This is a genomic window from Planctomycetota bacterium, assembly GCA_016872555.1.
Lineage (GTDB): Bacteria > Planctomycetota > Planctomycetia > Pirellulales > UBA1268 > F1-20-MAGs016.
This window is the reverse complement of the sequence record VGZO01000057.1, coordinates 1-22085: the sequence shown is the minus strand read 5'-3', so window position 1 is coordinate 22085 and position 22085 is coordinate 1. Positions and strand designations below refer to the sequence as shown.

The window sequence follows — 22085 nt, the reverse complement described above, 5'->3', positions numbered from 1 at the left end:
GCCGCCGGCTCACTCCGGCAAGGTCCAGTCGATCGGCGTCTTCTGCTTGACCAGTGCCTGGAGCGCCGTGATGTCGGCGAGCAGCTGCGCGCTCGTGCGGCCGGTCTTGGCCATCTCCGCCGCCGCGATCCCGCAGGCGGTGCCGGTCGACCATTCGATCGGATGCAGCCGCGTCGCCGAGTTGGCGAGGAACGACTGCGCCATCGTCTTGCCGGCGACGAGCAGGTTGGAGAGGTCGCGGTGGGTCAGCGCCCGAAACGGGATCGAGAACGGCAGCGTGTCGTGGGCCGCCACCGCATACTCCGGCATCGAGCAGGTCGACACCGGGTGGATGTCGGCGGGATAGGCGCCGAGCGCGATCCGGTCGGGAAACACCGTCCCGGTGCGCCGCGCCGCCGGGCCCGAGAGATCGGCGAACTTCAGCACGAAGCCGTCGAGGCCGATCGCGCGGCGCGTGTCGCGGATGTAGGGGAGCTTGGCGAGGCCGTGCGCCGTGCCGAGAACGGCCGGCGCCAGCGCGATCCGCTCGGGCGCGATCCCGTCGGGAGCATGACGGCGGAACCACTGGTGCCAGGCAAACGCCCGGTCCTCGGCGCCGGCGAGCGCCGCGAGGTCGATTCCGCCGCGCCAGTCGGCCACCTGCGCGGCCGTGGCCGCCTTCGACGTGAACAGGTAAGCGTGGGGATAGTCGTTGCCCCCCTCGCCATGCTTCTGGGAGTAGCCCCAGTTCTGCAGGCAGACGTCGCCGGTCGCCGGGGCCCCTTTGCCGCGGATCCGGCGGTAGGTCCAGATCTTCGTCCAGGCATCGGGTTTGTCGCCGTAGGCGCCGTAGCCCATGTCGGTCGCGCGGACCGGGCGGTCGGGCTCGCCGACCGGCTCGGGGTGGATCTCCTGCGCGAAGCAGTACACGGTCGCCTGGCCACAGGTGTCGGCGCCGGGCGCGGTGGTCAGCGCGCCGTCGGATTCCTCGACCCCCTGGAGATAGTCCTTGCCCGACAGGGCGAGGACCTCGCCCCACTCCGTGGCGTCGACGAACACCGGCGTCTTCCCGGCGCGCGGCACGAACCGCAGCACTTCCTTGGTGAACCGCGCCGAGTCGGCCGGGGAGTACCAGTCGGCCAGGTCTACGGACGGCAGCCGGTCGTAGCCCCGCGCGGCGACACCGGGACGCGGTACCCTGCGGATGCACTCGAGGCCTTCGACGCGGCCGCCGTCGGCGGAGAGCGTGACCTTCTTCACGACCGTGTCGCGGAACACGACGAGGCGGTCGCCGCAGGCACGCTCGAGCGGCTCGAGGTGCTTGGCGACGAACGCGTCGGGGCAGAAGCAGAACCGGCTCACCCAGCAGTCGCCGCGCGGATCGATCGACTGCACGAGCTGGAGGAACCGCGGCGTCATGTTGGCCGGGAGGCGCGCCACCTTCGACACCGAGTAGGGGGCACCGCCGTCGGCGGGCTTGATCGAGTGCCAGGCCTCGTCGATCGCCGGCACGCCGCTGCTGGTGAGCTGGCCACCGACCCAGTCGGTCGGCTCGATCAATGCCGTCGCCGCCCCCGCCTCGGCGGCGGCCAGTGCCGCGGCGAACGCCGCCGTGCTCCCTCCGGCGATCACGACGTCGAACCGGTCGAGAATCTCGACCGCCCGTGCCGGGGGCACGACGAGCGCGGCGAGCGCACCGGCCCACACCCATGCCGAAAGCGCCCTGCGCCCGACCGACTGCCCGGCTCGCGCGACTGCCGCCATCGAAGCCTCCTCTACCCGTGCCGAGATGTCCTTCGGTCCGGGGTCTGACCGCGTGAATCCGCTCCGAAAATACCGACTGCTGCCAGAGCGACAGTGCCAACCGATCTCGGCGGGTTTGGCATCATCGTCCTACGGGGACCGTTGGCAAAGGACCCGCCGCTACCCGCAAAGGGGCCGATGGCTCCGAACGCCGTTCGCCAACCCCCCCTTTTTTCACGTCCCACACGGGGAGAACTTGCGAGGAACACAGGGACCGCCTGATTCGGCCTCTCGCCTTTTGACACGTTCCCTCTATAAAAAGTTCCGATCCATCGCGCGGGGGGTGGGCATTGTAAGTGTTTGGCGAGCAAATGGTGCCCGGCCTCCGTAGTGACCGACGCGAGGACGGCAGGGAGAAGCTCATGGTCGGTTCCTGGAAACGAGTGGTCGTCGGGGCACAGGTCGCACTGGTCGTCGCGCTGGCCATCGGCTGCGCGAAAAGCGATCCGTTCGCCCGCCAGCCCGTGAAGGGCAAGATCACGTGGCAGGGCAAGCCGATCCAGTTCGGCACCGTCACGCTCGAACCGGCCGCAGGGCAAAAGACCGGTGCCACCGCGTCGATCGCCAACGGCGAGTTCTCGATTCCGCGGAATGCCGGCCCGAGTCCCGGCACCTATGCCGTCTGGGTTCACGCGTTCGATCGGGGCGCCGATCCGCCTCCCGGCACCGCCCCTGGTGAAGAGGGCCCGCCGCCGAAAGACATTCTTCCGGAGAAATACCTCAACAACGCCGCCGGTCAGTTCGAGGTCAAGCAGGCCAAAGACGACGCTCCGAACGAACTGTCGCTCGACCTCCCCTGACCACCCGTTCCGTTTTCTCGGGAGCCCTCGGGAGCTTTCCCGATCCGTCCACCGCCGGCGGAGTTGAAGCCCGCCGGCGAAGAAAGTGTCGGTATCGATTCGTCACTGATCCATCGGGTTCCATTTCCATTTTCATTCCTGGAAGGAGTTTCCCATGAAGTCGTCCCTGCCCCCGGCGCCGAAGCGCCCGGGATTCACGCTCGTCGAGCTGCTCGTGGTGATCGCGATCATCGGCACGCTCGTCGGCCTGCTGCTGCCCGCGGTCCAGGCGGCCCGCGAGGCGGCCAATCGCTCGAGCTGCACCAACAAGGTCAAGCAGATCGGCCTCGCGTTCCAAAACTACCACTCGTCGCGCGGCAGCCTCCCGGCGAGCGACTACAACGCCGGCGGCGACTGGGGCACCTGGCAGCTCGCCATCCTGCCGTTCATGGAGGAGAACGCGCTGTACGACCGCTATCAGGGGTTCATGCGCGGCACGGCCCCCGGGTCGACGACCGTCACCAACTACAGCCACGTCAACAACCGCCCCGTGACCACGACGCTGATCCCGCAGCTCCTCTGCCCGAGCGACGCCAGCGATGAAAACACCCGGTCGCCGAATTTCTTCAACATCACCAAGCACAATTACGTCGTCAACGGCGGCAATACCAACCGGATGCAGGACTTCCCCGGCCGTGGCACGCCGCTCAACGGCGTGATCTACGGTGGCGCGCCGTTCATCCGCAACGGCAAGAACCCGGTCAACAACGTCAACGGCCGCCTCGTGAAGTTTTCCAACATCCCCGACGGCCTGTCGAAGACGATGATGGTTTCGGAGACCTGCCTGGGGATCAATCCCAGCGTCACCACCTCCGACCTCCGCGGCTTCACCTGGTGGGGTCCGGGCGCCGTGTTTCACGCGTTCAACGGCCCCAACTCGCCGACGCCCGACCAGTTCCAGTTCGCCTCCTACTGCAACAACCAGCCGATCAAGAATCTTCCCTGCATCCAGGCCGCCGAGGTCCAACTCGCGGCCCGCAGCCGGCATCCGGGCGGTGTCAACGTCGGCAGTTGCGACGGCTCGATCCGGTTCGTCAGCAACGACGTCGATATCGCCATCTGGCGCGCGGCGTCGACCGCCGAATTCGGCGAGAGCCTGTCGCTCGACTGACATCCACGCCGCGGGGCTGCCCGCAGCGACCATCGTGACGACACGCATGCCGCCGCCGCGGGGCCAACCCCGCGGCGGCGGTTTTCATTCGCTCTCGCCCACCGCCGGAGGCGTGACCGGCACCATCCAGGAAAGCGGTCCGGCCTGCAGCCAGACGAGCAGGCCGACCAGCGTCGCCAGCGCCAGGCTGTGGGGGAGCACGCGGCGCAGGATCCTCCCTTCGGCACGCTCCAGGCCCGTGGCGGTGGCACTGACGACGATGCTCTGGGCGTCGATCATCTTCCCCATCACACCGCCGGTGCTGTTGGCGGTGCAGATCAGCAGGGGGTCGAGGGAAAGCTGTTCCGCGGTGACGCGCTGCAGACTGCCGAACATCGCGTTGCTCGAGGTGTCGGAACCGGTCAGTGCCACGCCGAGCCAGCCGAGGATCGCCGCGAAGAACGGGTAGGCGGCGCCGGTGCCGGTCAGCGCCAGCCCGAGGATCACGTCGGTCCCGGAATACCGCGTCACGAACGCCAGCGCCAGCATCGCGGCGATCGTCGCCAGCGAGCCGGCGAGGTCACGGAGCGTGGCCACGGCGATCCGCCCCGCGCGCCGCCAGGTGATCCCCAGCCACGGGACACTGGCGAGCCCCGCCAGGAGAATCGCCGTCCCCGACGCCGACAGCCAGTTGAGCCGGTACACCGCCGGCTCCGGCTCGCGTGCGTGCCGCGTGACCGGCGGGACCTTGGCGACGCGCTGGTGCAGCCGCGGCACCGGCCACTGCGGCGCCACCACCGCCGTCGGCACAAGCGCCGGCCCGCCGGGCAGTGCGTTGCCCTCGAGCACCCCTTTCACCGCCGGCACGCCCCAGGTAAACACCGCCGCCGACACTGCCAGCCACGGCGCCCACGCCCAGGCGACGCGCGCCGCCGGCAGCGGGGGCCGGGCCCGGCCGCCGCGATCGCCTCCGCGCGCGGCGCCCGGCAGGGTCCACACCTCGGCCGGCTTCCAGACGCGGAGAAACGTCGCCAGCGCCACGAGGCTGACGATCCCGCCGACGACGTCGACCAGCGCCGGCCCGACGAGATTGCTCACCGCCGCCTGCACCGTGGCGAACGACACGCCGCACACCAGCACCGCCGGCCAGACGCCGACCAGACCGCGCCAGCCGGCCATCGCGGCCACCATCCACGCCGGCACGATCAGCGAGAACAGCGGCAACTGCCTCCCCGCCATCGCCGAGATCGCCTGCTCGTCGAGGCCGGTGACCCGGGCGAGCGTGACGATCGGCGTGCCGAGGGCGCCGAACGCGACCGGAGCGGTGTTGGCAAGCAGGGCGACGCACGACGCCTCGAGCGGCGGAAATCCAGCCCCGGCCAGGAGGGCCGCCGAGATCGCCACCGGCGCCCCGAATCCCGCCGCCCCCTCGAGAAACGCCCCGAAGGAAAACGCGATCAACAGCGCCTGCAGCCGGTGATCGGCCGACAGGCTCGTGACCGACCGCTTCATGATCGACAGCGCCCCCGAGTCGGCCGTGAGCCGGTGGACGAACATCGCCCCGACGACGATCCACCCGATCGGAAACAGGCCGAACGCGGCGCCGTGGAGCGCCGCGGCCAGCGCCGCGTCGACGGGCATCCCGACGACGCCGATCGCCACCACCAATGCCGTCACCAGCCCGGCCACCGCGGCGCGGGCAGCCGATTGGCCGGCCAGTGCCAACAGGCCGAGGAGCACGGCCAGCGGCAGCAGCGCGACGACCGTCGAGAGGAGGGGCGAGGAGAGCGGGTCGTAGTTCTGCAGCCACTCCATCGCCGCCCTCCGCTCACAGACCCCACAGCACCAGCGCCAGCGCCCCGATCCCGACCGCGACCAGCGCCCCGCCCATGAACCGCGCGATCGCCGGCCGATCGGCGTAGCGGTAGTCGTCGGCGGCGATCGCGGCGAGGAGCCGGCGGTGCTCCCACATCCCCGCCAGCGTCGCCACGATCCCCAGGCCGATCAGGGCAACGCCGAAGAACCGGGTCTTCGTCTGGGCCGCGCCGTCGAAGCGCTGGTCGATGGCGACCGCGGCCTGGCCGAGGCGCTCGATGGCGAAGCCGAGGCTGATCATCGCCAGGCTGGTGCGGATCCAGGCCAGCAGCGTCCGGTCGGCCGCCTCACGGTTGCGCTCGCGCGCCAGTTCGTTGACCAGCGACGTCGGCGCGGGCCCCGGCTCGTCGTCCATCGTGCTGGTCCCCCTCGCGGCCGGCACAGCGACGGCGCCGACGGCGCGGGAGGATACCATCCTCCGCCCGCGCCGTGATCCGGTCGCCCGTGTCCGCTCAGGGCACCTCGAGGCGGACCGACGCCGACCGGGCGGAGAATTCCGGGGCGTAGCGGCTGGCGATCGTCGCGAATCCGGCGCTGGCAGTGCCGCGGCGCGCGACGCGCAGGGCATATTCGAAGACGTGCGTGCCACGCGGGAGGTGCTCGAAAAACAGCCGCGTCGACGCGTCGCCCACCGCCTGGTACCAGACGACGCCGTCGCCGCTTCGCCAGCCGGAGAGCATGTCGACCGGCTCGGCGAGCGCCGGGCGGTGGTCGGCCAGTTCAAGGAAGCCGTAGTCGCGGTCGCTGGTCACCACGAGGCGGACGACGACTTCGTCGCCGGGGGTGAGAGCGGGGCCGCCCCCGCCGCCGGCCCCGCCAGTGAGCGGCTCGAGGACCGGACCGGCCTTCGTGGAGCGCTTCACGAACAGCCGCTTGTCGATCGCCAGCTCGGCGCGGCCGGCCGCGGCGACGTCGTCGATCGCCGCCCGGTGGAGCCAGTGGACGGCACCGAAGGCGAGCCCTTTCCCCGCCGTCGAAAACGTGATCGTCGCCATCGCGGGTGTGACGGCGGCGCCGACGAGGCGCGTCTCGGTGTAGCCCGTGCCGGCGCTGCCCGCGCCGCCGTCGGCCTCTGTGCCACCGATCGTGACGGCGACCGGGGGTGAATCGGCCAGCACGTCGGCTCCGCGCCCCAGCAGCGCCCCGACCGCGTCGGCCGTCGCGGCGCTTGCTCCCCAGCGGTCGGTGCGCTTCCGGCACACGAGCCAGGCCTTCAGCGCCTCGACCGCGGCAGCGTCGCCGGCGACCTCGTCGAAAGCTTCGATCATCAGGGCCTGCGTGGCGATCGGCGCGTGGGCCCAGCCCCACCAGCCGGGGTGCGGGTCGCGCCACCACATTCCCTGCCACGACTCCCCCTCCGCGCCCGGCGGCACGGCGGCATCGACGGCGCGCTGGCGGAGGCTGTCGACGATGCCCCGCGCCGCCTCGCGCCGCCCGGCGCGAAACAGCGCCAGCGCCGCCTGCCCCTGGGACAACCGGGCATCGAGCTTCATCCAGGTCCGCGCGGCGATGTCGAGGCCGTACTCGAGGGCGGCGGCGGCCTCTCCCGCGGCGGGCATGTCGGCCGCGAAAAAGCTCCGCGCGTAGAGGGCGGCGGCACCCAGCGGCGTGATCGTCGCGGCGGCGCCGAGCCGCTCGGCGGCGCGCCGCTGGGCGACCAGACGGCCGTCGAGCCACGGCAGCGCCGCCAGCGCCGGCTGGATATCGACCGGCACGCCGGCGGCGCGGAGGCGGCCGAAACCGGCGACGATCGCCACCGTCACCGGGTCGCTCGTCGCCCCGCCGGGGAACCAGGGCCAGCCGCCGTCGGGGTTGCGAAGCGCTTCGAGGCGCGCGAGGGCCGCTGCCGTGTCCGCGGTGGTCCGGTTGGGATCGAGGAGCAGGCCGATCCGGGCCCGCGCGGCCCGCTCGTCGGCGGCGGCGCGGACCCAGGGAGTCTCCTCCAAGAGCGTCCGGACGAGACTGGCGTCGCGGTCAAGCGCGCTTGCGAGCTCCCCCCCTTGCCGCCACTGCTCGAACACCTTCCCGATCCGCGGGTCGGCCGTCGCCAGCCGGGCGGCCAAGGCGTTGGCGAACAGCCGTGCAAACAGCCCCTCGGTGCTCTCGTCGGGCTCCTCGACAAGGACGGGCAGCGCGAGCACGGCGTACCAGGCGGGGTTGGAGGCGGCCTGGACGACGAGCGCCTCGCTCGTCGCACCGCCGGCGGCGAGCCGCTCGAGCGACACCGTCCGCCGCGCCGGGCCGCGGAGCGTGACCGGCACCGTGTCGGTGACCGGGACTCGGGCGGGGAGCACCGGGAGCAGCCCCTGCTCGCCGTCGCTGCTGCGCGGTGCCACGCCGGTCGCGGTGTATTCGAGGAAGTCGGTCCCGGACGCGACGCGGAGCGTGAACGGCACCACCACAGTCGCGCCGGCGGCGACGTCGAACGGCAGCTCGCGCGGGCCGTCGACGAGCCCGCCGCGGTCGGCGCCGCTCCGCGCGTCGGCCAGCGCCAGGCGGACGGTGCCGGTGAGGCGCCCGCTCGAGCGGTTGCCGACCTTCACCGGAATCTCGACCACGTCTCCTTCGCGCACGAAGCGCGGCACCAGCGGCTCGACCGACAGATCCTTGGCGGCGACGGTCGTATCGACCAGCGTGCCGCTGCGGAGGCGTGCGTCGTGGGCGAGCCCCTTGAACGACCAGGTGGTGAGCGTGTCGGGCACGGTGAACTCGATCGTCACCGTACCGTCTGGCGCGGTGGCCAGCGCCGGCAGGAAAAACGCCGTCTCCACCAGCCGCCGCCGTGGTGGCGGCACCGGCGCCGGTGGCGCGCCTGCCGCGGCGCCCGGCGGAGGAGGGGCGTCGGCAGCCGCCGCTCCAGGCACCCCCGGCGGCATTCCGCCGCGCTCGCCCTTGGCCAGCGGCACTCCCAGGGCGGTGGCGGCCAGCATGCCGTCGGCCATCGCGACGGCACCCCGCATCGCCCGGCCACGGCCACCGCCGAAAAACCGCGGCCAGCCGAACGGATAGCGGAATTCACGGTATTCGAGCGCCGGCACCTCGACCTCGGGAACGACGAATTGGCCGCCGGCATCGACCAGCGCCGCCACGCCGTTGGTGAACTGGTCGGTGACGGTTCCCGCCTCGCGGCGAAACAGCCCGAGCAGACCGGCATCGGGCCAGGCATGGGGCGCCAAGGCGTCGAGCGAGCGGTCGGAGAGGATGGCGAGCAGTTCCGCCAATGCCGGCGCACCAGCCGCACCATCGGCGTCACCGAGGCCGCCGACGCGCACGCGCCATGTCTCGCCGGCCCCCGGTTCGACGACCCGCCGGAAGCGCTCCCATTCGACCGACAGCTTCCGGTCGGTCCAGGGGACGTCGATCGTGCGCGCGACCGCCGTCAGCCGGCCGTCGCGCACCAGCCACGCCCGGACGGTGAACCCGCCGCGCTGCTCGGCGGTGACCGGCAGCGCGACCGGCCACTGCGTCCGCCCCGGTTCGGTCCACCCGCGCGACACCGTCCGCCCCGCCTGCGAGATCTCGACCAGCGCCCGGCCGGTCGCGTGGCCGGTGCCGAGGATCGCCCGGAACGTGTCGCCGGGGGCGGCGTCGCGCGCTGCCGCACTGAGCGCCAAGGGAACCTTCACGCCATAGGCCGCCGCCGCCGGATCGATCACCTCGACCAGTTGGACGCTCTTCGCCGCCATCGCCGCACCCGCGCCGGGGAGCGTGACCGTCGCCCGGTAGAGCCCTGGCGGCAGCGGCACCGTGACGGTCGCGGCGCCGCTGGCATCGGTGGCGACCGCCGCCGCATACACCTCGGCGCCGTCGGGCCAGCCGGCCGGGTCGGACGGATCGGGCGCCGGCGCACCGCCTCGACCGAGGCGCGGCACGAGCGGCCCGCGCGGCACCGTCGCCGGCTGCACGAGCCGGGCCACGGTCAGCCGGCCGGCCGCCGGCCGGGGCGCACCGTCGAGCGACCGCGTCGCGACCTCGATCTTCACCTCGGCCGGCCCCGCGGCACCGGCCACCTGCCAGCCGGTAGTGGACAGCGTCGCTTCGATGTCCGTGTATCCGGCCGACACCGTCCGCTCCGCGGAGTGGGTCTCGCCGCCGCCGTCGGTGACCGTCGCGTCGATGCGGAAGCGAAATACCGGGAGGGCCTCCCGCGGCACGGCCCGATCGGCCAGGGCCTCGAACCTGACCGTGAACCGCCCCATCTCGTCGGTGATCGCGCTGCCCCGCGCGACGCGCCGGGCCACCCCCCCGGCCGGCAGGCCAGGGACGAACCACCGGCACCACTCGGGCCAGCGCACGAGGCGCTCGACGCGCCAGCGCACGTTCGCGCCGGCGACCGGCAGGCCCGTGTAGGTCGTCGCGGTACCGCCGAGGACGACCTCCTCCCCGAGGGCAACGCGCCCGTCCGGCTCGGCCAGCTCGACCAGGAACTTCGGCCGCCGGTACTCCTCGACCCGGACGCCCACGACCCCCTGCGCCGCGCCGGCCGCGGCCGTGAGCGACCACTGACCGGGCAGGCCGCCGGGGGGCAGCGCGAACGAGCCGTCGAACGAGCCGGTGGCCCGGGTCATCGTCGCGGCCGTCGCCACCTCGCGGCCGTTGGCATCGCGGAGGGTGATCGTGACGGGCCGGTCGGCGAGCGCCGCATAGTCGCCGCGCTCGCGGTCGCCGCGGCAGGCGATCCCCTTGTAAAAGACGGTCTGGCCCGGCCGGTGGATGCCGCGGTCGGTGACCAGCACGATCGTGGCCACGTCCCTGTCGAGCGCCGTCGGCCAGACCTGGAGCGGCTCGGCGACGATCTGGTGGCGCACGCCGGCGATCGTCGCCGCCGCGGCGATCACCAGCTCGTTGCCCGGTGCGGCGGGAAGCTGGAAGCGGCCGTCGGCGTCGGTCGTCACCGTGGCCGCCGCCCGGAATGCCTGACGGCGCTGGCCCCCCTCGGGCCGCCAGGGGGTCACCTCGGCACCGGCCACCGGCTCGCCGGTCACCAGATCGACGACGTGGCCAACCGCCGGCAGCACGGGCGCGGGGCCGTCGCGCCCCGTGAACACCGGCCGCGACGACTCGGTGACCAGCGCCAGCCGCGTCACCCACACCAGCGTCACGCTCACCGGGTTGTCGTCGCCGGGAGCGCCGGCCTGCGGGCTGGCCACCAGCCACCAGGCGCCGGGGGCGAGCCCCGCGGCCAGCTCGTCGACGGCGACCTCCTCGTCGCGCTGGCGGAAGTCGGGTGTCGCCGGCAGCTCGACCACGCGCTGCCGCTCGGCGGGGAGCGCCAGGATCGCGTCGCGGTCGTCGTCGTCGATCCAGGACGCATGGGCCTTGCCCGCGGCGAGCCGCGCCTGCCAGTCGGCCCGGCAGAGGCGGAGGTGGAGGCGCGTGAGGTTGCGGTAGCGCACGCACACGGCCGGCCATGGCTCGGCCCAGGCGCGCTCGGCGATCACCTGCAACTGCGGCACTTCGAGGGCCGCGGCGAGCTGCCGGCAGTGACGCCCTCCCGGCGAGTCGGGATGCCGCGCCGCCCCCTCGCGCGAAAGCGCCAGTGCCGCAGCCGGGTCGTCCCCCTGGAGGAGCGTGGCGAGGTGGTAGCGGCCAAGGGCGCCGGTCGGATCGTCACCGGCGGCGGCGATGAAGGTTTCCAGTGCCTCGCGGTGGCGGGCGGCGACGTTGTCGCCCACGGCGCTTCGCGCCGCCCACTCGATCCGCTCGAGGTCCGCGGCGAACCGCGCGGTGGGGGTGTCGTCGGCCGCGTGGAAGTCGAGGAGCTCGCGGTGGAGGAGCGCCGCCGCCAGCAGCGGCGCGGCGGCGTCGGCGGTGGTGCCTTCCGGCCGCCAGGCGCGGAAGGTGTCGGCATCGGCCAGCGCCGGGCCCGCGGCGTCGATCTCGAACGCATCCTCAGGCTCGACCAGCCCGCGCTCGCCGAGGGCGAAAAACGACAGGCTGTCGTGGGCGACGACGTCGAACAGCGTCGGCCGCCAGGCATCGGGCATCGGCGCCGGCGGCAGGAGCAACGCCCACCGTTCCACCGGCTGCCCCTGGAGCCGCCGCCGCTCGGGGCTCCCCGGCGGCCCGATCGCCGCCGCGAAACGGCCGCTGATCTCCGCGATGATCCGGGGCAGATCCCACTCGGCGATCGTCTCCAGCCCCCCGTCGGCACCGCCGGCGGTGCGCTCCTGGTAGCGCCAGCGGTTGGCGAGGAAGTAGCCAACCAGCCAGTTGGCCTCGATCGCCTCGAGAACCTGCCGCGTCGCCTCGGGCGCCTCGGCGATCCGCCGCGCGAGGCGCACGACACGCTCCGGATCGTCAGGGGGCCGGTCACCCGTCTCGACGACGACGCGCGTCGCGATGGCGCGGGCTGCCTCGTCCCAGGCCCCGGCGGCGACGGCCTCCGCCTCGATCCCCGCCAGCGCCGCGCCGGCCGACTGCGGCCGGGCTTCGTCGAGCGCCTGCTGGACACGCCGCCACGCCTCCGCGCGTGGTCCCGGCGGTTCGTCGGCCGTGACTCGTCCGCCCATCATCGCCCCCCCGATCGTGATCACGACTGCCAGCCACGCCATGCCGCCGCGCGCCATCGCCCCCTCCACGCTCGTGTCCTCCGCCACCGGAGCCGCCGGTCGCGCGCCGCCGGTCGCAGTCTACGCCCCGACGTCCGCGGCTGTCCGCCGCAGGCGTGCGGTAGCATGGACGCTTCCCGCTCCCGACCTCGGAGACCAGCGCCAGTGAAAATCGTCCGCTTCCTCTCCGCCGGCAGCGAGTGCCTGGGCCGGCTCCACGCCGACGGCCGCGTCACGCTCCTCGACGGCGAGCTCTTCGGCCGGCTCACCGACAGTGGCCGGCCGGCGACGGTCGACAAGCTGCTCGCGCCCCTCGAGCCGCGCGACATCCTCTGCATCGGGCTCAACTACAAGCGCCATGCCGCCGAAGGGGGCCAGGCGGTGCCCGAGCACCCGGTGCTGTTCCTGAAAAACTCCGGCGCCGTGCAGAACCCCGGCGATCCGATCGAGCTGCCGCGCACGCTGCGCAGCGACATGGTCGATTACGAGTGCGAGTTGGCGATCGTGATCGGCAAGGCCTGCCGCAACGTCCCCCGGGCCCGGGCCCTCGACCACGTCCTCGGCTACACCTGCGCCAACGACGTCAGTGCCCGCGACTGGCAGCGCAACGGCGGCGGCGGCCAGTGGTGTCGCGGCAAGACGTTTGCGACCTTCTGCCCGCTCGGGCCGGCGCTGGTGACCACCGACGAGATCCCCGACCCCGGCCGGCTGGCGATCCGCACGCTCGTGAACGGCCAGGTGATGCAGGACTGGAACACCTCCGACATGATCTTCGACGTGCCGACGCTGGTCGAGTTCCTCTCGGCGAGCATGCACCTCCGCCCCGGCACGGTGATCCTCACCGGCACGCCCCACGGCGTCGGGTTCGCACGGACGCCACCGGTCTACCTCCGCCCCGGCGACGAGGTGACGATCGAGATCGAGGGGATCGGCCGGCTCACCAACCCGGTGATCGAGGAGCCCGGCGCCCGCTGACGAGCCGGCGCGCACACACCATGATCCATCACGGCACGGGTTGTTCGCGGGGTATCCCGGCCAGTGCCCCGAGCCGGTCGAGAAGCGCGAGCCGCTCGGCGGACGGCTCGATCGTCTCGTCGATGTGCCGCTTCGAAAACTCCTCGAGCGCCCGCACGTGCAACGTCGCCAGCCGCGCTCCCTCGGGGAGCCGTTCGAGGGAGGCGACGTAGTCGGCGAGCATTTCGTCGCCGAGCGTTTTGACCACGCCTCCCGGGCCTGCCAGCACGTCGAGGTTGTGCGCCTTGGCCAGGAAGATCTCGCGCACCCACGGCGGCGGATCGGTGGCCACCAGCGCCGCCACGATCGCGGGAAGTCCCGGCACCTGCTCGCCGAATCCGGTGCGCGGCGGCGGATCCCAGTGGGGCGGAAAGCCGCCGCGGCCATGGCGCTCGATCTCCGTGATCGCACCGGCCACGTCCCCCGCGCGAAACGCCCTCTCCACCGCGTGGCGGCGCCACTGCTCCGGCTGCGTGAACGGCAGCAGCACGAGCCCCACCGCGACGAGCGCTCCGGCGAGGCGCCAGGCCGACGGCGCCACGGCGAACCTCCCGGAGGCAAACGCCCCGTCGGGGGTCCACGGGCCGTCGGGCCGGCGCCGGAGCAGAAGGACGACGGCGAGTGCCATCAGCCACCACGGTGTCGACACATAGGCCAGCAGCATGACCACGAATGTCGTGCCGGCAAGCGTCGCCTCGCCGGGCCCCAATTCGATCCCCCCCATGATGGACAGCAGCGGCAGCTTGGCGACAGACATCGCTGCCGCCGCCACACCCCAAGCGAAGCAGCCGACGACGTGGAACGCGGCGAGCCAGTGACCGTGCCACACCACCTGCACCACCCGGCTCATGAGGATCACTCGCCACGCCGAGACGATCCCCAGAAGCAAGAGATTGGTGCCGACGGCCTCGCCGGCGGGGAGCAAGCGTTCGACGGGCAGCGCGTAGAGCCAGGCCAGCGGCGCCGTCGCCCAGTAGAGGCCGAGAAACGCCCGGTATCCCCCATGCACGGGCCAGCCCGTGCCGCTACGGCGCCACGACACGATCCGGAGGAGCAGATACAGGATCGTCGCCGTGAACGTCGATGCGGCCAGTGGCAACAGCACGTGCCACGGCTCGTGGAGGAGGTCCTCGTGGTCGTACTCGCGTGCCAGGCCGGCGCCGAGGACGAACACGAGACCGACGAGCCAGGAATCGCGCGTGGCAGCGACAACGCGGATCGCCGCCGCGTCGCCGACGAGGTAGCGGGCGAGCGTGGTGGCGTTCATGGCGACGGCCGCGGCGAGGAACGGCCCCCCGGGGTGGCCGGCGATGGCCCACGGGAGAGCGACGAGAGTCATGCCGAGGGTATCCGAGGTCGTCCCCGGCTTCAGCCAACGCGATCGCGGCGCGGCATGGGCCGACCCATAATCGCCTTGGCAGCCCACAAAACCTGGCGAAGCGGGGCCGGTTTCGGGGGCGGAAGGCCGCCTCGGGGGTGGTATCATTTGGATGTTTCGCCAGTGTCAGCCGGCCCTGCCGCCCGTCGGAGACCCTGCCGATGATCCGTCGCCCGCGTGCGTTTCCCGTGGTCCGCTTCGTTGGGCTCGCGCTCGTGGCCGGCCTCCCGGCCGCCGGCGCGACCGACCCCGCGCCCCTCGCCTACAACCGCGACGTCCGCCCGATCCTGGTCGAGCACTGCTTCGCCTGCCACGGGGCCGACAGCGCCAGCCGCAAGGCCGACCTCCGCCTCGACCAGCGCGACGCGGCGGTGGAATCGGGGGCGATCGTGCCGGGCGACCCCGACTCGTCGGTGATGCTCGACCGGATCTGCTCCGACGACCCTGATCTGGTGATGCCGCCGCCGGCGATGAAGAAGCCGCTCTCGGCCGAGCAGAAAGCGACCCTCACGCGCTGGGTCAAGGAAGGGGCGGCCTACCAGCCCCACTGGTCCTATATCCCGCCGGTCCGGCCGGACGTGCCCGCTGTCGGCAACGAAGCCTGGGTGCGAAACCCGATCGACCGCTTCATCCTCGCCCGGCTCGAGGCGGAGGGCCTCGCCCCGGCGCCGGAGGCCGACCGGCGCACGCTCGCCCGCCGCGCCGCCCTCGACCTGACCGGCCTGCCGCCTGAGCCGGCGCTCGTCGAGGCGTTCGTCGCCGACCGCTCGGCGGATGCCTACGAGCGGTACCTCGACCGGCTGCTCGCGACGCTCGACTGGGGCGAGCACCGCGGGCGCCACTGGCTCGACTACGCGCGCTATGGCGACACCAACGGGATCCACATCGACAATTTCCGCGAGCAGTGGGCCTACCGGCAGTGGGTCGCCGAGGCCTTCAACCGCAACCTGCCGTTCGACCAGTTCACGATCCTCCAGCTCGCCGGCGACCTGGTGAACGCCGCGAACCCGTCGCTGCCCGACGAGGAGAAACTCGACAACCAGATCGCCAGCGGCTTCAACCGCTGCAACATCACGACCAGCGAGGGCGGGGCGATCGACGAGGAGTATCGCGTCCTCTACTGCCGCGACCGCACCGAGACGACCGCGGCGGTGTGGCTCGGGATCACGACCGGCTGCGCCGTCTGCCACAACCACAAGTTCGACCCGCTGTCGGCGCGCGAGTTCTACGAGCTGTCGGCGTTCTTCAACAACACCACCCAACCGGCGATGGACGGCAACGTGCACGACACCCCGCCGGTCGTGCCGGTGCCCAAGCCCGACGACCTGCCGCGCTTCACGGCGCTCGGAAACGAGCTGCCTTCCGCGCGCGAGGCGGTGGAAGCGCGGAAGGGGGCGGCCCGGCCGGAGTTCGACGCCTGGATCGCGGCGGCCAACGCCGAGACGGTGCAGAAGCTGCTCCCGCAGGACACGCCACTGGCCGAATTGCCCTGCGCCGAGGGGCAGGGGCAGGTCACGAAGGTGCGCGTCGCCGGCAAAGACACCGATCTCCCGCTGTCCGCCGGCACCGCCTGGCAGCCGGGTCCCGGCGGCGGCTCGGGGCTGCTCCTGGCTGGCAAGGCCGCCGATGTGGCGACCGTCGGCGACTTCGAGCACGACCAAGCCTTCAGCCTCACCTTCTGGGTGCGGCCCCCTGCCAACGACACCGCGTATGCCGTCGTCGCGCGGATGGACGACGGCCAGGCCTACCGTGGCTGGGACGCCTGGATCCAGAGCCGGCGCCTCGGCATGCACATGGTCCACTCCTGGCCCGACGATGCGATGAAGGTCGCGGCGAAGGACCAGCTCCCCGCCGACACCTGGACGCAGGTCGCGATCACCTACGACGGCTCGGGCCTGACCGAGGGGATCAAGGTCTTCTACAACGGCAAGCCGCAGGGGCTGAACGTCGAGACCAAATCGTTCAAGAAAAACACGATCCGCACCTCGGTGCCGTTCACGATCGGGAGCCGGTCGCCCGGCTCGCCGGCGCATGCCGTCGGGCTGGCGGGCCTGGCCGTCTGGGGCCGAGCCCTCGCCGCCGGCGAGATCGAGGGCATCTCCCGGGGGCAGGCGCTGGCCGACGTCGTCCGCCTCGACCCCGCGGCCCGTCCCGCCGCCGCCGCGGCACTCTACGACTGGTGGCTCGCCAGCGCCGACGAGCCGTTCAAGGCGGCCACGGCCCGCGTCACCGCCCTCGAGGCGGAGCACGCCGAACTTCGCCGCCGCGGCACCGTCGCCCACGTGATGAACGAGAAGCCGGAGCCGGCCAAGGCCTGGATCCTCGCGCGGGGCGAATACGACAAGCGCACCGACGAGGTCCAGCCCGACACCCCCGACATCCTCCCGCCGCTCCCCGACGGGGCGCCGCGCAACCGCCTCGGTCTGGCGCGGTGGCTGTTTCTCCCCGACCATCCGCTGACGGCGCGGACGACCGTCAACCGCTTCTGGCAGGAGGTGTTCGGCACGGGCTTGGTGCGGACCAGCGCCGACCTCGGCGTGTCGGGTGAATTGCCCAGCCATCCCGAGCTGCTCGACTGGCTCGCCCTCGAATTCCGCGACGGCGGCTGGAACGTCAAGCAACTCTTCAAGCTGATGCTTACCAGCGCCGCCTACCGGCAGTCGGCGGCGACGACCCCCGACAAGCTCGCCAAGGACAATGCCAACCGGCTGCTGTCGCGCGGGCCCCGGTTCCGGATGGATGCCGAGATGGTCCGCGACTCCGCACTCGCCGCCAGCGGCCTGCTCGTGCGCCAGGTCGGCGGCCCGAGCGTGAAGCCCTACCAGCCTGACGGCGTCTGGGAGGCGGTGTCGATGGGGGGCAACACCCAGGTCTACAAGCGCGACGCCGGTGACGGCCTGTACCGCAGGAGCATGTACTGGTTCTGGAAGCGCACCGCACCGCCGGCCTCGATGGACATCTTCAACGCCCCGTCGCGCGAGACCTGCACGATCCGCCGCGAGCGCACCAACACGCCGCTCCAGGCCCTGGTCACGCTCAACGACCCGCAGTTCGTCGAAGCGGCGCGGGCGCTGGCCGACCGGGCGTTCGAGATCGGCGGCGCGACCGACGACGCACGGCTCGACTTCGTCGCCCGCCGCCTCCTCGCCCGGCCGCTGGCCGCCGCCGAGGCGGAGATCGTGAAGAAATCGCTGGCCGAGTTGGAGGCGTTCTACGGCGCCCACGCCGACGACGCCCGGGCGCTGGTCACGATCGGCGATACCAAGCCCCGGCTCCCCGACACCGCCAAGCTCGCCGCCTGGACGATGCTCGTCAACGAGCTGATGAACCTCGACGAAGTCCTCTGCAAGTGAACCGGCCGGCCACCCCCGCCGCAGGAGATCCCCGATGAATCCGCTTCCCCGGCCGCTGGCCGAGCTGGGCCTGTCCCTCACGCGCCGGCGGTTCTTCGAGCGCGGCAGCCACCTCCTCGGCGGCCTGTCGCTGGCGGCGCTGGCCGGCGCGGAGGCGGCGCGCGGGGAGTCGGCCGCCGTCGCCGGGGCCGACGGCGTGGCGCGGGTCCCGGGGGCGATCGGCCCCCACTTCGCCCCCAAGGCGAAGCACGTGATCTACCTGCACATGGTGGGTGGCCCGCCGCAGATGGATCTCTACGACTACAAGCCGGTGATGAACGACTGGTACGACAAGGACCTGCCCGAGAGCGTCCGCAACGGCCAACGGCTGACGACGATGACCTCGGGGCAGAAGCGGTTCCCGATCGCGCCGTCGAAGTTCACGTTTTCCCGGCATGGCCAGAGCGGGATGTGGGTCACCGAGCTGCTCCCCCACACGGCGAGCATGGTCGACCAGATGTGCTTCATCCGCACGATGCACACCGAGGCGATCAACCACGAGCCGGCGATCACCTACATGCAGACCGGCAACCAGCTCCACGGCCGGCCGTGCCTGGGCGCCTGGACGGCCTACGGCCTCGGCTCGCTCAACCAGGACCTGCCGACGTTCGTGGTCCTCGTCGCCAAGCCGACCAACACCGAGCAGGTCCAGGCGATCGGCGCCCGCCTCTGGTCGAGCGGCTATCTGCCGGGCGAATACTCGGGGGTCAGCTTCCGCTCGGCCGGCGACCCGATCCTGTACATCAACAATCCTGCCGGCGTCCCGGCCGGCGTGCGGCGGACCACGCTCGACGGCCTCGCCGCCCTCAACCAGCGCACGCTCGAGCAGCTCGGCGATCCCGAGACGCGCACGCGCATCGCCCAGTACGAGATGGCGTTCCGGATGCAGACCAGCGTCCCCGACCTGGCGAACCTCGCCACCGAGCCGGAGAGCACGTTCGCGATGTACGGCGAGGAGGCAAAGAAGCCCGGCACGTTTGCCAACACGGTCCTGATGGCGCGGCGCCTGGTCGAGCGCGGCACACGCTTCGTGCAGGTGTATCTCAACAATTGGGACACCCACGCCAACGTGTCCGTCCGGCTGCCGATGCAGTGCAAGGACATCGACCAGGCCTGCCACGGCCTGGTGCAGGATCTCAAGAGCCGCGGCCTGCTCGACAGCACGCTGATCATCTGGGGGGGCGAGTTCGGCCGGACGGTCTATTCGCAGGGGGGCCTGTCGAAGGACAACTACGGCCGCGACCACCATCCTCGCTGCTTCACGATGTGGATGGCCGGCGGCGGCGCCCGGGGCGGGCAGATCTACGGCGAGACCGACGACTTCTCCTATCAGATCGTCAAGGACCCGGTGCACATCCGCGACTTCCACGCCACGGTGCTCCACCTGCTGGGCTTCGACCATGAGCGCTTCACCCACCGCCATCTCGGCCTCGACTTCAAGCTCACCGGCGTCGAACCGGCGCGCGTGATCCCCGAGCTGATGGCGTGAGCGACCACGGGCCGGCTCACCTCACCGCGGCTCCTTCAGTCGGATGGCCTCTCGCGTGAGCAGGCTCTCCAGGACCCGGTGCATCTGGGTCGTGGGGCCGCCCGGTGTGAGCCTGTCCACCACGGGGAGTTGCCGGGCACGTTCAATTGCTTGCTCGACCTGCTGCGGAGCGAGTCGAAGGTGCTGGATCGACCTTTTCGTGAAGCCGCCAAGAATCTGCCGCAGCCTGTCGGCGACATCGCCACATCGCCGGATCCCGTCCGATGGTGGATCCTCGAAGTGGAGAAGGATCCAGAAGTCGAAACAGGGGTTGCTGAGAGCGACGCTGTATCCCTTGTCTTCCGCTTCTTTCTGCACCCGCCTCAGGTTGGCGATGTGGGCAGCCTCCGCCCAATGATCCAGATCGATACAGACCCAGAGCTCGTCGCCCTCACTGATGTCGTATTCACGCCGGTAACTGTCGAGACGTTCGAGCACCGCCTCCGGCGATGATCGGCCCCCTGCGGTGGGCAGCACCTTGAATTGCACCCGCCTCGCATGGAACTTGGCGAAGTAGTGCTGCACCGCGTAGGTGTCTTCGGATGCGATCACGACGAGAGACGCGTCGCGAACCACGCCACTCTCGCGGTCAAGTGGGCGTCGCTTGAGGGGCATCGGCCATCGGCTCCTTTCCAGGATCGGCCAGAAGAGCCTCGATCTCGTCGGTGCGGCCGATGACCGGCACCGCGCCGAAGCGACCGCTGAGGTATCCCCTCTCGAGCTGGAGATCCTTTCGTACATCCCGATATTCGGAGAGCGGATAGAGCCGGCTCTGCTGCGTCTCGTCCTTCTCCATGAACCAGTATTCGTCGCGCCGCAACAATTCCTGATTGAGCAAATGGGCTTCGTGGGTGGTGACGACGAGCTGCCGCTGCGCGCCGGGCATCGTGTCGGCGAAGAGCCGGAGAAACTCCCAGCAGAGCAACGGATGAAGACTTCGGTCGAGCTCGTCGACGACAAACACCCGCGGCTCCTTCGCACCGGCCTTGAGGAGCGGGGCAAGCGCCAGAAGCCGACGGGTTCCGTCTGATTCCTCGCTCATCAGGAGTTTGTAATCGTTTCCTTCGCGCTGATGGTAAGCCATGAGATAGCGGGCCACGAAGCGTCCGGGAGTCTGGAGATTCCGTGAATAGACGGTGTCGGAATCCGGATCACTTGACACGTGCCTAGCAAAACCGTCGAAGGACTTCTCCATTTCCTTGGGGATTGGCCGTTCGCGCTCCTCGATCTGGAGCCGATGGATACCCGTCCCGACGTTTCCAAGGAGTGCCTCAACGAACCCGAGGTACTCCGGATCGCGAGAGAGGCGGGTTAGGATCGGCTCGTGAGATTGTTCTATCGGAATGACAACGAGTGTCCGCGTCAGCCATTGAACGACGGCAGCCATCGTCGTTCCTTGGCTGGCATCCCGCACTTCCCGAATCGACTCCAGGAATAACTGTGAGTCATTGAGATCGTTCTTGGCACGCGACGTCAGGAGGTCGAAGAGCTTCGTGTCGTCTGGGAAACGCCTGTCGAGATTCGCTTCATGGACCGTCGTATGTCCTTCGGCATTTCGCTCAAAAAGAGCTTCTTCGTCGTCTCCGTTGACAACCGCCAGCCACTCCCCTCGGATCGATCGCTCCGTCACGTCGAATCCATAGGCGAAAATTCTTCCGGCAGCGACGAACCGGAATTCAAAGCTCGTCGGCCTGTCTCTTGCATTCGTCTGGAACGCATAAGCGTCGACCGGCCTGCCGCGGTCGGCCTGCCCGAGGATCCACTTCTGGGCGTAGTCCATCGCCTTGATGAGATTCGACTTCCCCGCAGCGTTCGCCCCGTAGATCACCGCGGTACGAACCACAGAGCGGTCGATACCTGGCAATGGCATAACGTGCTCTGGATGGTCTTGATAGCGACCGCTCGCGACCATGTTCAGCGTCACTTCCTCGCCGAATGACCGGAAGTTCGAGACCGAGAACGAGACGAGCATGGGAGGGGCCTCCACGGCGAGAGGGCGTTGGCGTCGAGCCGGGCAGGATTTCAAGACAGCTTACAAGCCACGCCTTTTCCACAAGAATAGCCTTTCAATGACCCATCCGCACGCTCCAAACGGCTACTTGCCGTGTTTTTTTCACGCGAACCTGTTTTGTGGGCCCTCCGCCGCGGTGAGCGCCTGGGCGGGCACCGTGCACACGTCATGGCCCGCAGCTGCCAAGAGCTGTTGCCCGCGTGCACCGAGATTCTCGTCGAGCTCGATCTTCACGGCGCTTCAAGCGGAATGTCCACGAATCGCTCGCGGGCCAGCTCGGAGCCGTATGCCAGGCAGGCCCGGATGTCGTCCTCCTCGAGCCCCGGGTAGTCGGCCAGAATCTCCGCCACGGTGGCGCCTGATGCGAGCAGGCCGAGCACGAGCGACACCCAGATCCGATGACCGCGAATGCACGGCTTGCCGGCACACCGCGCGGGATCGATCCAGATGCGGTCGAACAGGAGATCGTACGAACGTTCCATCTATGCACCTTACCGTTGTGAACGCCGGTTGAAAAGTGCAGCGCGGGGCGGTCGAAAAGTGCAGCGCTGGGGATGGGTTGAATCTACTCCGGGGTAGCTGGTTGCTCCAAGGATGGCGGGTTCAGGACGGGCCGGTTGCTCGC

13 protein-coding genes are annotated in these 22085 nt (G+C 70.9%); 5 read left to right on the top strand and 8 right to left on the bottom strand.

Features of this window, described 5'->3' with window-relative positions; genetic code table 11:
- Positions 1-9: 9 nt before the first annotated feature.
- Positions 10-1743: an FAD-dependent oxidoreductase gene (locus tag FJ309_14980; protein ID MBM3955893.1), complete on the bottom strand. Its 1734-nt coding sequence runs from the start codon at positions 1741-1743 to the stop codon at positions 10-12.
- Positions 1744-2144: 401 nt separating this feature from the next.
- Between FJ309_14980 and FJ309_14975 the strand changes: the two genes are divergently transcribed.
- Together FJ309_14975 and FJ309_14970 are read left to right on the top strand one after the other, a co-directional pair.
- Positions 2145-2582: a carboxypeptidase regulatory-like domain-containing protein gene (locus FJ309_14975; GenBank protein MBM3955892.1), complete on the top strand. Its 438-nt coding sequence runs from the start codon at positions 2145-2147 to the stop codon at positions 2580-2582.
- 154 nt (positions 2583-2736) lie between these two features.
- The gene (locus tag FJ309_14970) at positions 2737-3732 is read left to right on the top strand and encodes a DUF1559 domain-containing protein (GenBank protein ID MBM3955891.1); all 996 of its coding nucleotides are present in this window, start codon (positions 2737-2739) and stop codon (positions 3730-3732) included.
- Positions 3733-3816: 84 nt separating this feature from the next.
- Here FJ309_14970 and FJ309_14965 read toward each other — a convergent pair whose 3' ends face one another.
- The 3 genes from FJ309_14965 to FJ309_14955 are packed head-to-tail and all read right to left on the bottom strand — an operon-like array spanning position 3817 to position 12185.
- Positions 3817-5526 carry an L-lactate permease gene (locus tag FJ309_14965; protein MBM3955890.1) on the bottom strand — a complete coding sequence of 570 codons (1710 nt, stop codon included), beginning with the start codon at positions 5524-5526 and terminating at the stop codon, positions 3817-3819.
- A gap of 13 nt (positions 5527-5539) precedes the next feature.
- Entirely contained in the window at positions 5540-6001 is a 462-nt protein-coding gene (locus tag FJ309_14960) for a DUF202 domain-containing protein (protein ID MBM3955889.1), read from the bottom strand.
- A 37-nt stretch (positions 6002-6038) separates the two neighbouring features.
- Complete coding sequence (locus FJ309_14955; GenBank protein ID MBM3955888.1) at positions 6039-12185, bottom strand: hypothetical protein; 6147 nt, start codon at positions 12183-12185, stop codon at positions 6039-6041.
- 78 nt (positions 12186-12263) lie between these two features.
- On the opposite strand from FJ309_14955, the gene FJ309_14950 reads away from it, so the two are divergent.
- The gene (locus tag FJ309_14950) at positions 12264-13112 is read left to right on the top strand and encodes a fumarylacetoacetate hydrolase family protein (protein MBM3955887.1); all 849 of its coding nucleotides are present in this window, start codon (positions 12264-12266) and stop codon (positions 13110-13112) included.
- Between the two features lie 28 nt (positions 13113-13140).
- Here the strand turns inward: FJ309_14950 and FJ309_14945 are convergent, their stop codons facing one another.
- On the bottom strand, positions 13141-14490 hold the full coding sequence (locus FJ309_14945; GenBank protein ID MBM3955886.1) for a hypothetical protein: 1350 nt from the start codon (positions 14488-14490) through the stop codon (positions 13141-13143).
- 200 nt (positions 14491-14690) lie between these two features.
- On the opposite strand from FJ309_14945, the gene FJ309_14940 reads away from it, so the two are divergent.
- Both FJ309_14940 and FJ309_14935 read left to right on the top strand, forming a co-directional pair.
- A complete protein-coding gene (locus FJ309_14940; GenBank protein ID MBM3955885.1) occupies positions 14691-17882 on the top strand; it encodes a DUF1553 domain-containing protein in 3192 nt (1063 codons plus the stop codon).
- Between the two features lie 34 nt (positions 17883-17916).
- Positions 17917-19410, top strand: a complete 1494-nt coding sequence (locus FJ309_14935; GenBank protein ID MBM3955884.1) for a DUF1501 domain-containing protein — start codon at positions 17917-17919, stop codon at positions 19408-19410.
- Between the two features lie 21 nt (positions 19411-19431).
- Here FJ309_14935 and FJ309_14930 read toward each other — a convergent pair whose 3' ends face one another.
- From FJ309_14930 to FJ309_14920, 3 genes are all read right to left on the bottom strand, one after another.
- Positions 19432-20190: an RloB domain-containing protein gene (locus FJ309_14930; protein ID MBM3955883.1), complete on the bottom strand. Its 759-nt coding sequence runs from the start codon at positions 20188-20190 to the stop codon at positions 19432-19434.
- On the bottom strand, positions 20039-21421 hold the full coding sequence (locus FJ309_14925) for an ATP-binding protein (protein MBM3955882.1): 1383 nt from the start codon (positions 21419-21421) through the stop codon (positions 20039-20041). Before FJ309_14925 ends, FJ309_14930 begins: the two co-directional genes overlap by 152 nt.
- A gap of 269 nt (positions 21422-21690) precedes the next feature.
- Positions 21691-21942, bottom strand: a complete 252-nt coding sequence (locus tag FJ309_14920) for a DUF433 domain-containing protein (GenBank protein MBM3955881.1) — start codon at positions 21940-21942, stop codon at positions 21691-21693.
- Between the last annotated feature and the right edge of the window lie 143 nt (positions 21943-22085).

Excerpts from the sequence above, each read along its gene's own strand:
- FJ309_14960 (MBM3955889.1), bottom strand. The coding sequence starts at position 6,001 with ATGGTATCCTCCCGCGCCGTCGGCGCCGTCGCTGTGCCGGCCGCGAGG.
- FJ309_14980 (MBM3955893.1), bottom strand. The coding sequence starts at position 1,743 with ATGGCGGCAGTCGCGCGAGCCGGGCAGTCGGTCGGGCGCAGGGCGCTT.
- FJ309_14935 (MBM3955884.1), top strand. The coding sequence starts at position 17,917 with ATGAATCCGCTTCCCCGGCCGCTGGCCGAGCTGGGCCTGTCCCTCACG.
- FJ309_14920 (MBM3955881.1), bottom strand. The coding sequence starts at position 21,942 with ATGGAACGTTCGTACGATCTCCTGTTCGACCGCATCTGGATCGATCCC.
- FJ309_14965 (MBM3955890.1), bottom strand. The coding sequence starts at position 5,526 with ATGGAGTGGCTGCAGAACTACGACCCGCTCTCCTCGCCCCTCCTCTCG.
- FJ309_14975 (MBM3955892.1), top strand. The coding sequence starts at position 2,145 with ATGGTCGGTTCCTGGAAACGAGTGGTCGTCGGGGCACAGGTCGCACTG.
- FJ309_14940 (MBM3955885.1), top strand. The coding sequence starts at position 14,691 with ATGATCCGTCGCCCGCGTGCGTTTCCCGTGGTCCGCTTCGTTGGGCTC.
- FJ309_14930 (MBM3955883.1), bottom strand. The coding sequence starts at position 20,190 with ATGTACGAAAGGATCTCCAGCTCGAGAGGGGATACCTCAGCGGTCGCT.
- FJ309_14945 (MBM3955886.1), bottom strand. The coding sequence starts at position 14,490 with ATGACTCTCGTCGCTCTCCCGTGGGCCATCGCCGGCCACCCCGGGGGG.
- FJ309_14925 (MBM3955882.1), bottom strand. The coding sequence starts at position 21,421 with ATGCTCGTCTCGTTCTCGGTCTCGAACTTCCGGTCATTCGGCGAGGAA.
- FJ309_14950 (MBM3955887.1), top strand. The coding sequence starts at position 12,264 with ATGGACGCTTCCCGCTCCCGACCTCGGAGACCAGCGCCAGTGAAAATC.
- FJ309_14970 (MBM3955891.1), top strand. The coding sequence starts at position 2,737 with ATGAAGTCGTCCCTGCCCCCGGCGCCGAAGCGCCCGGGATTCACGCTC.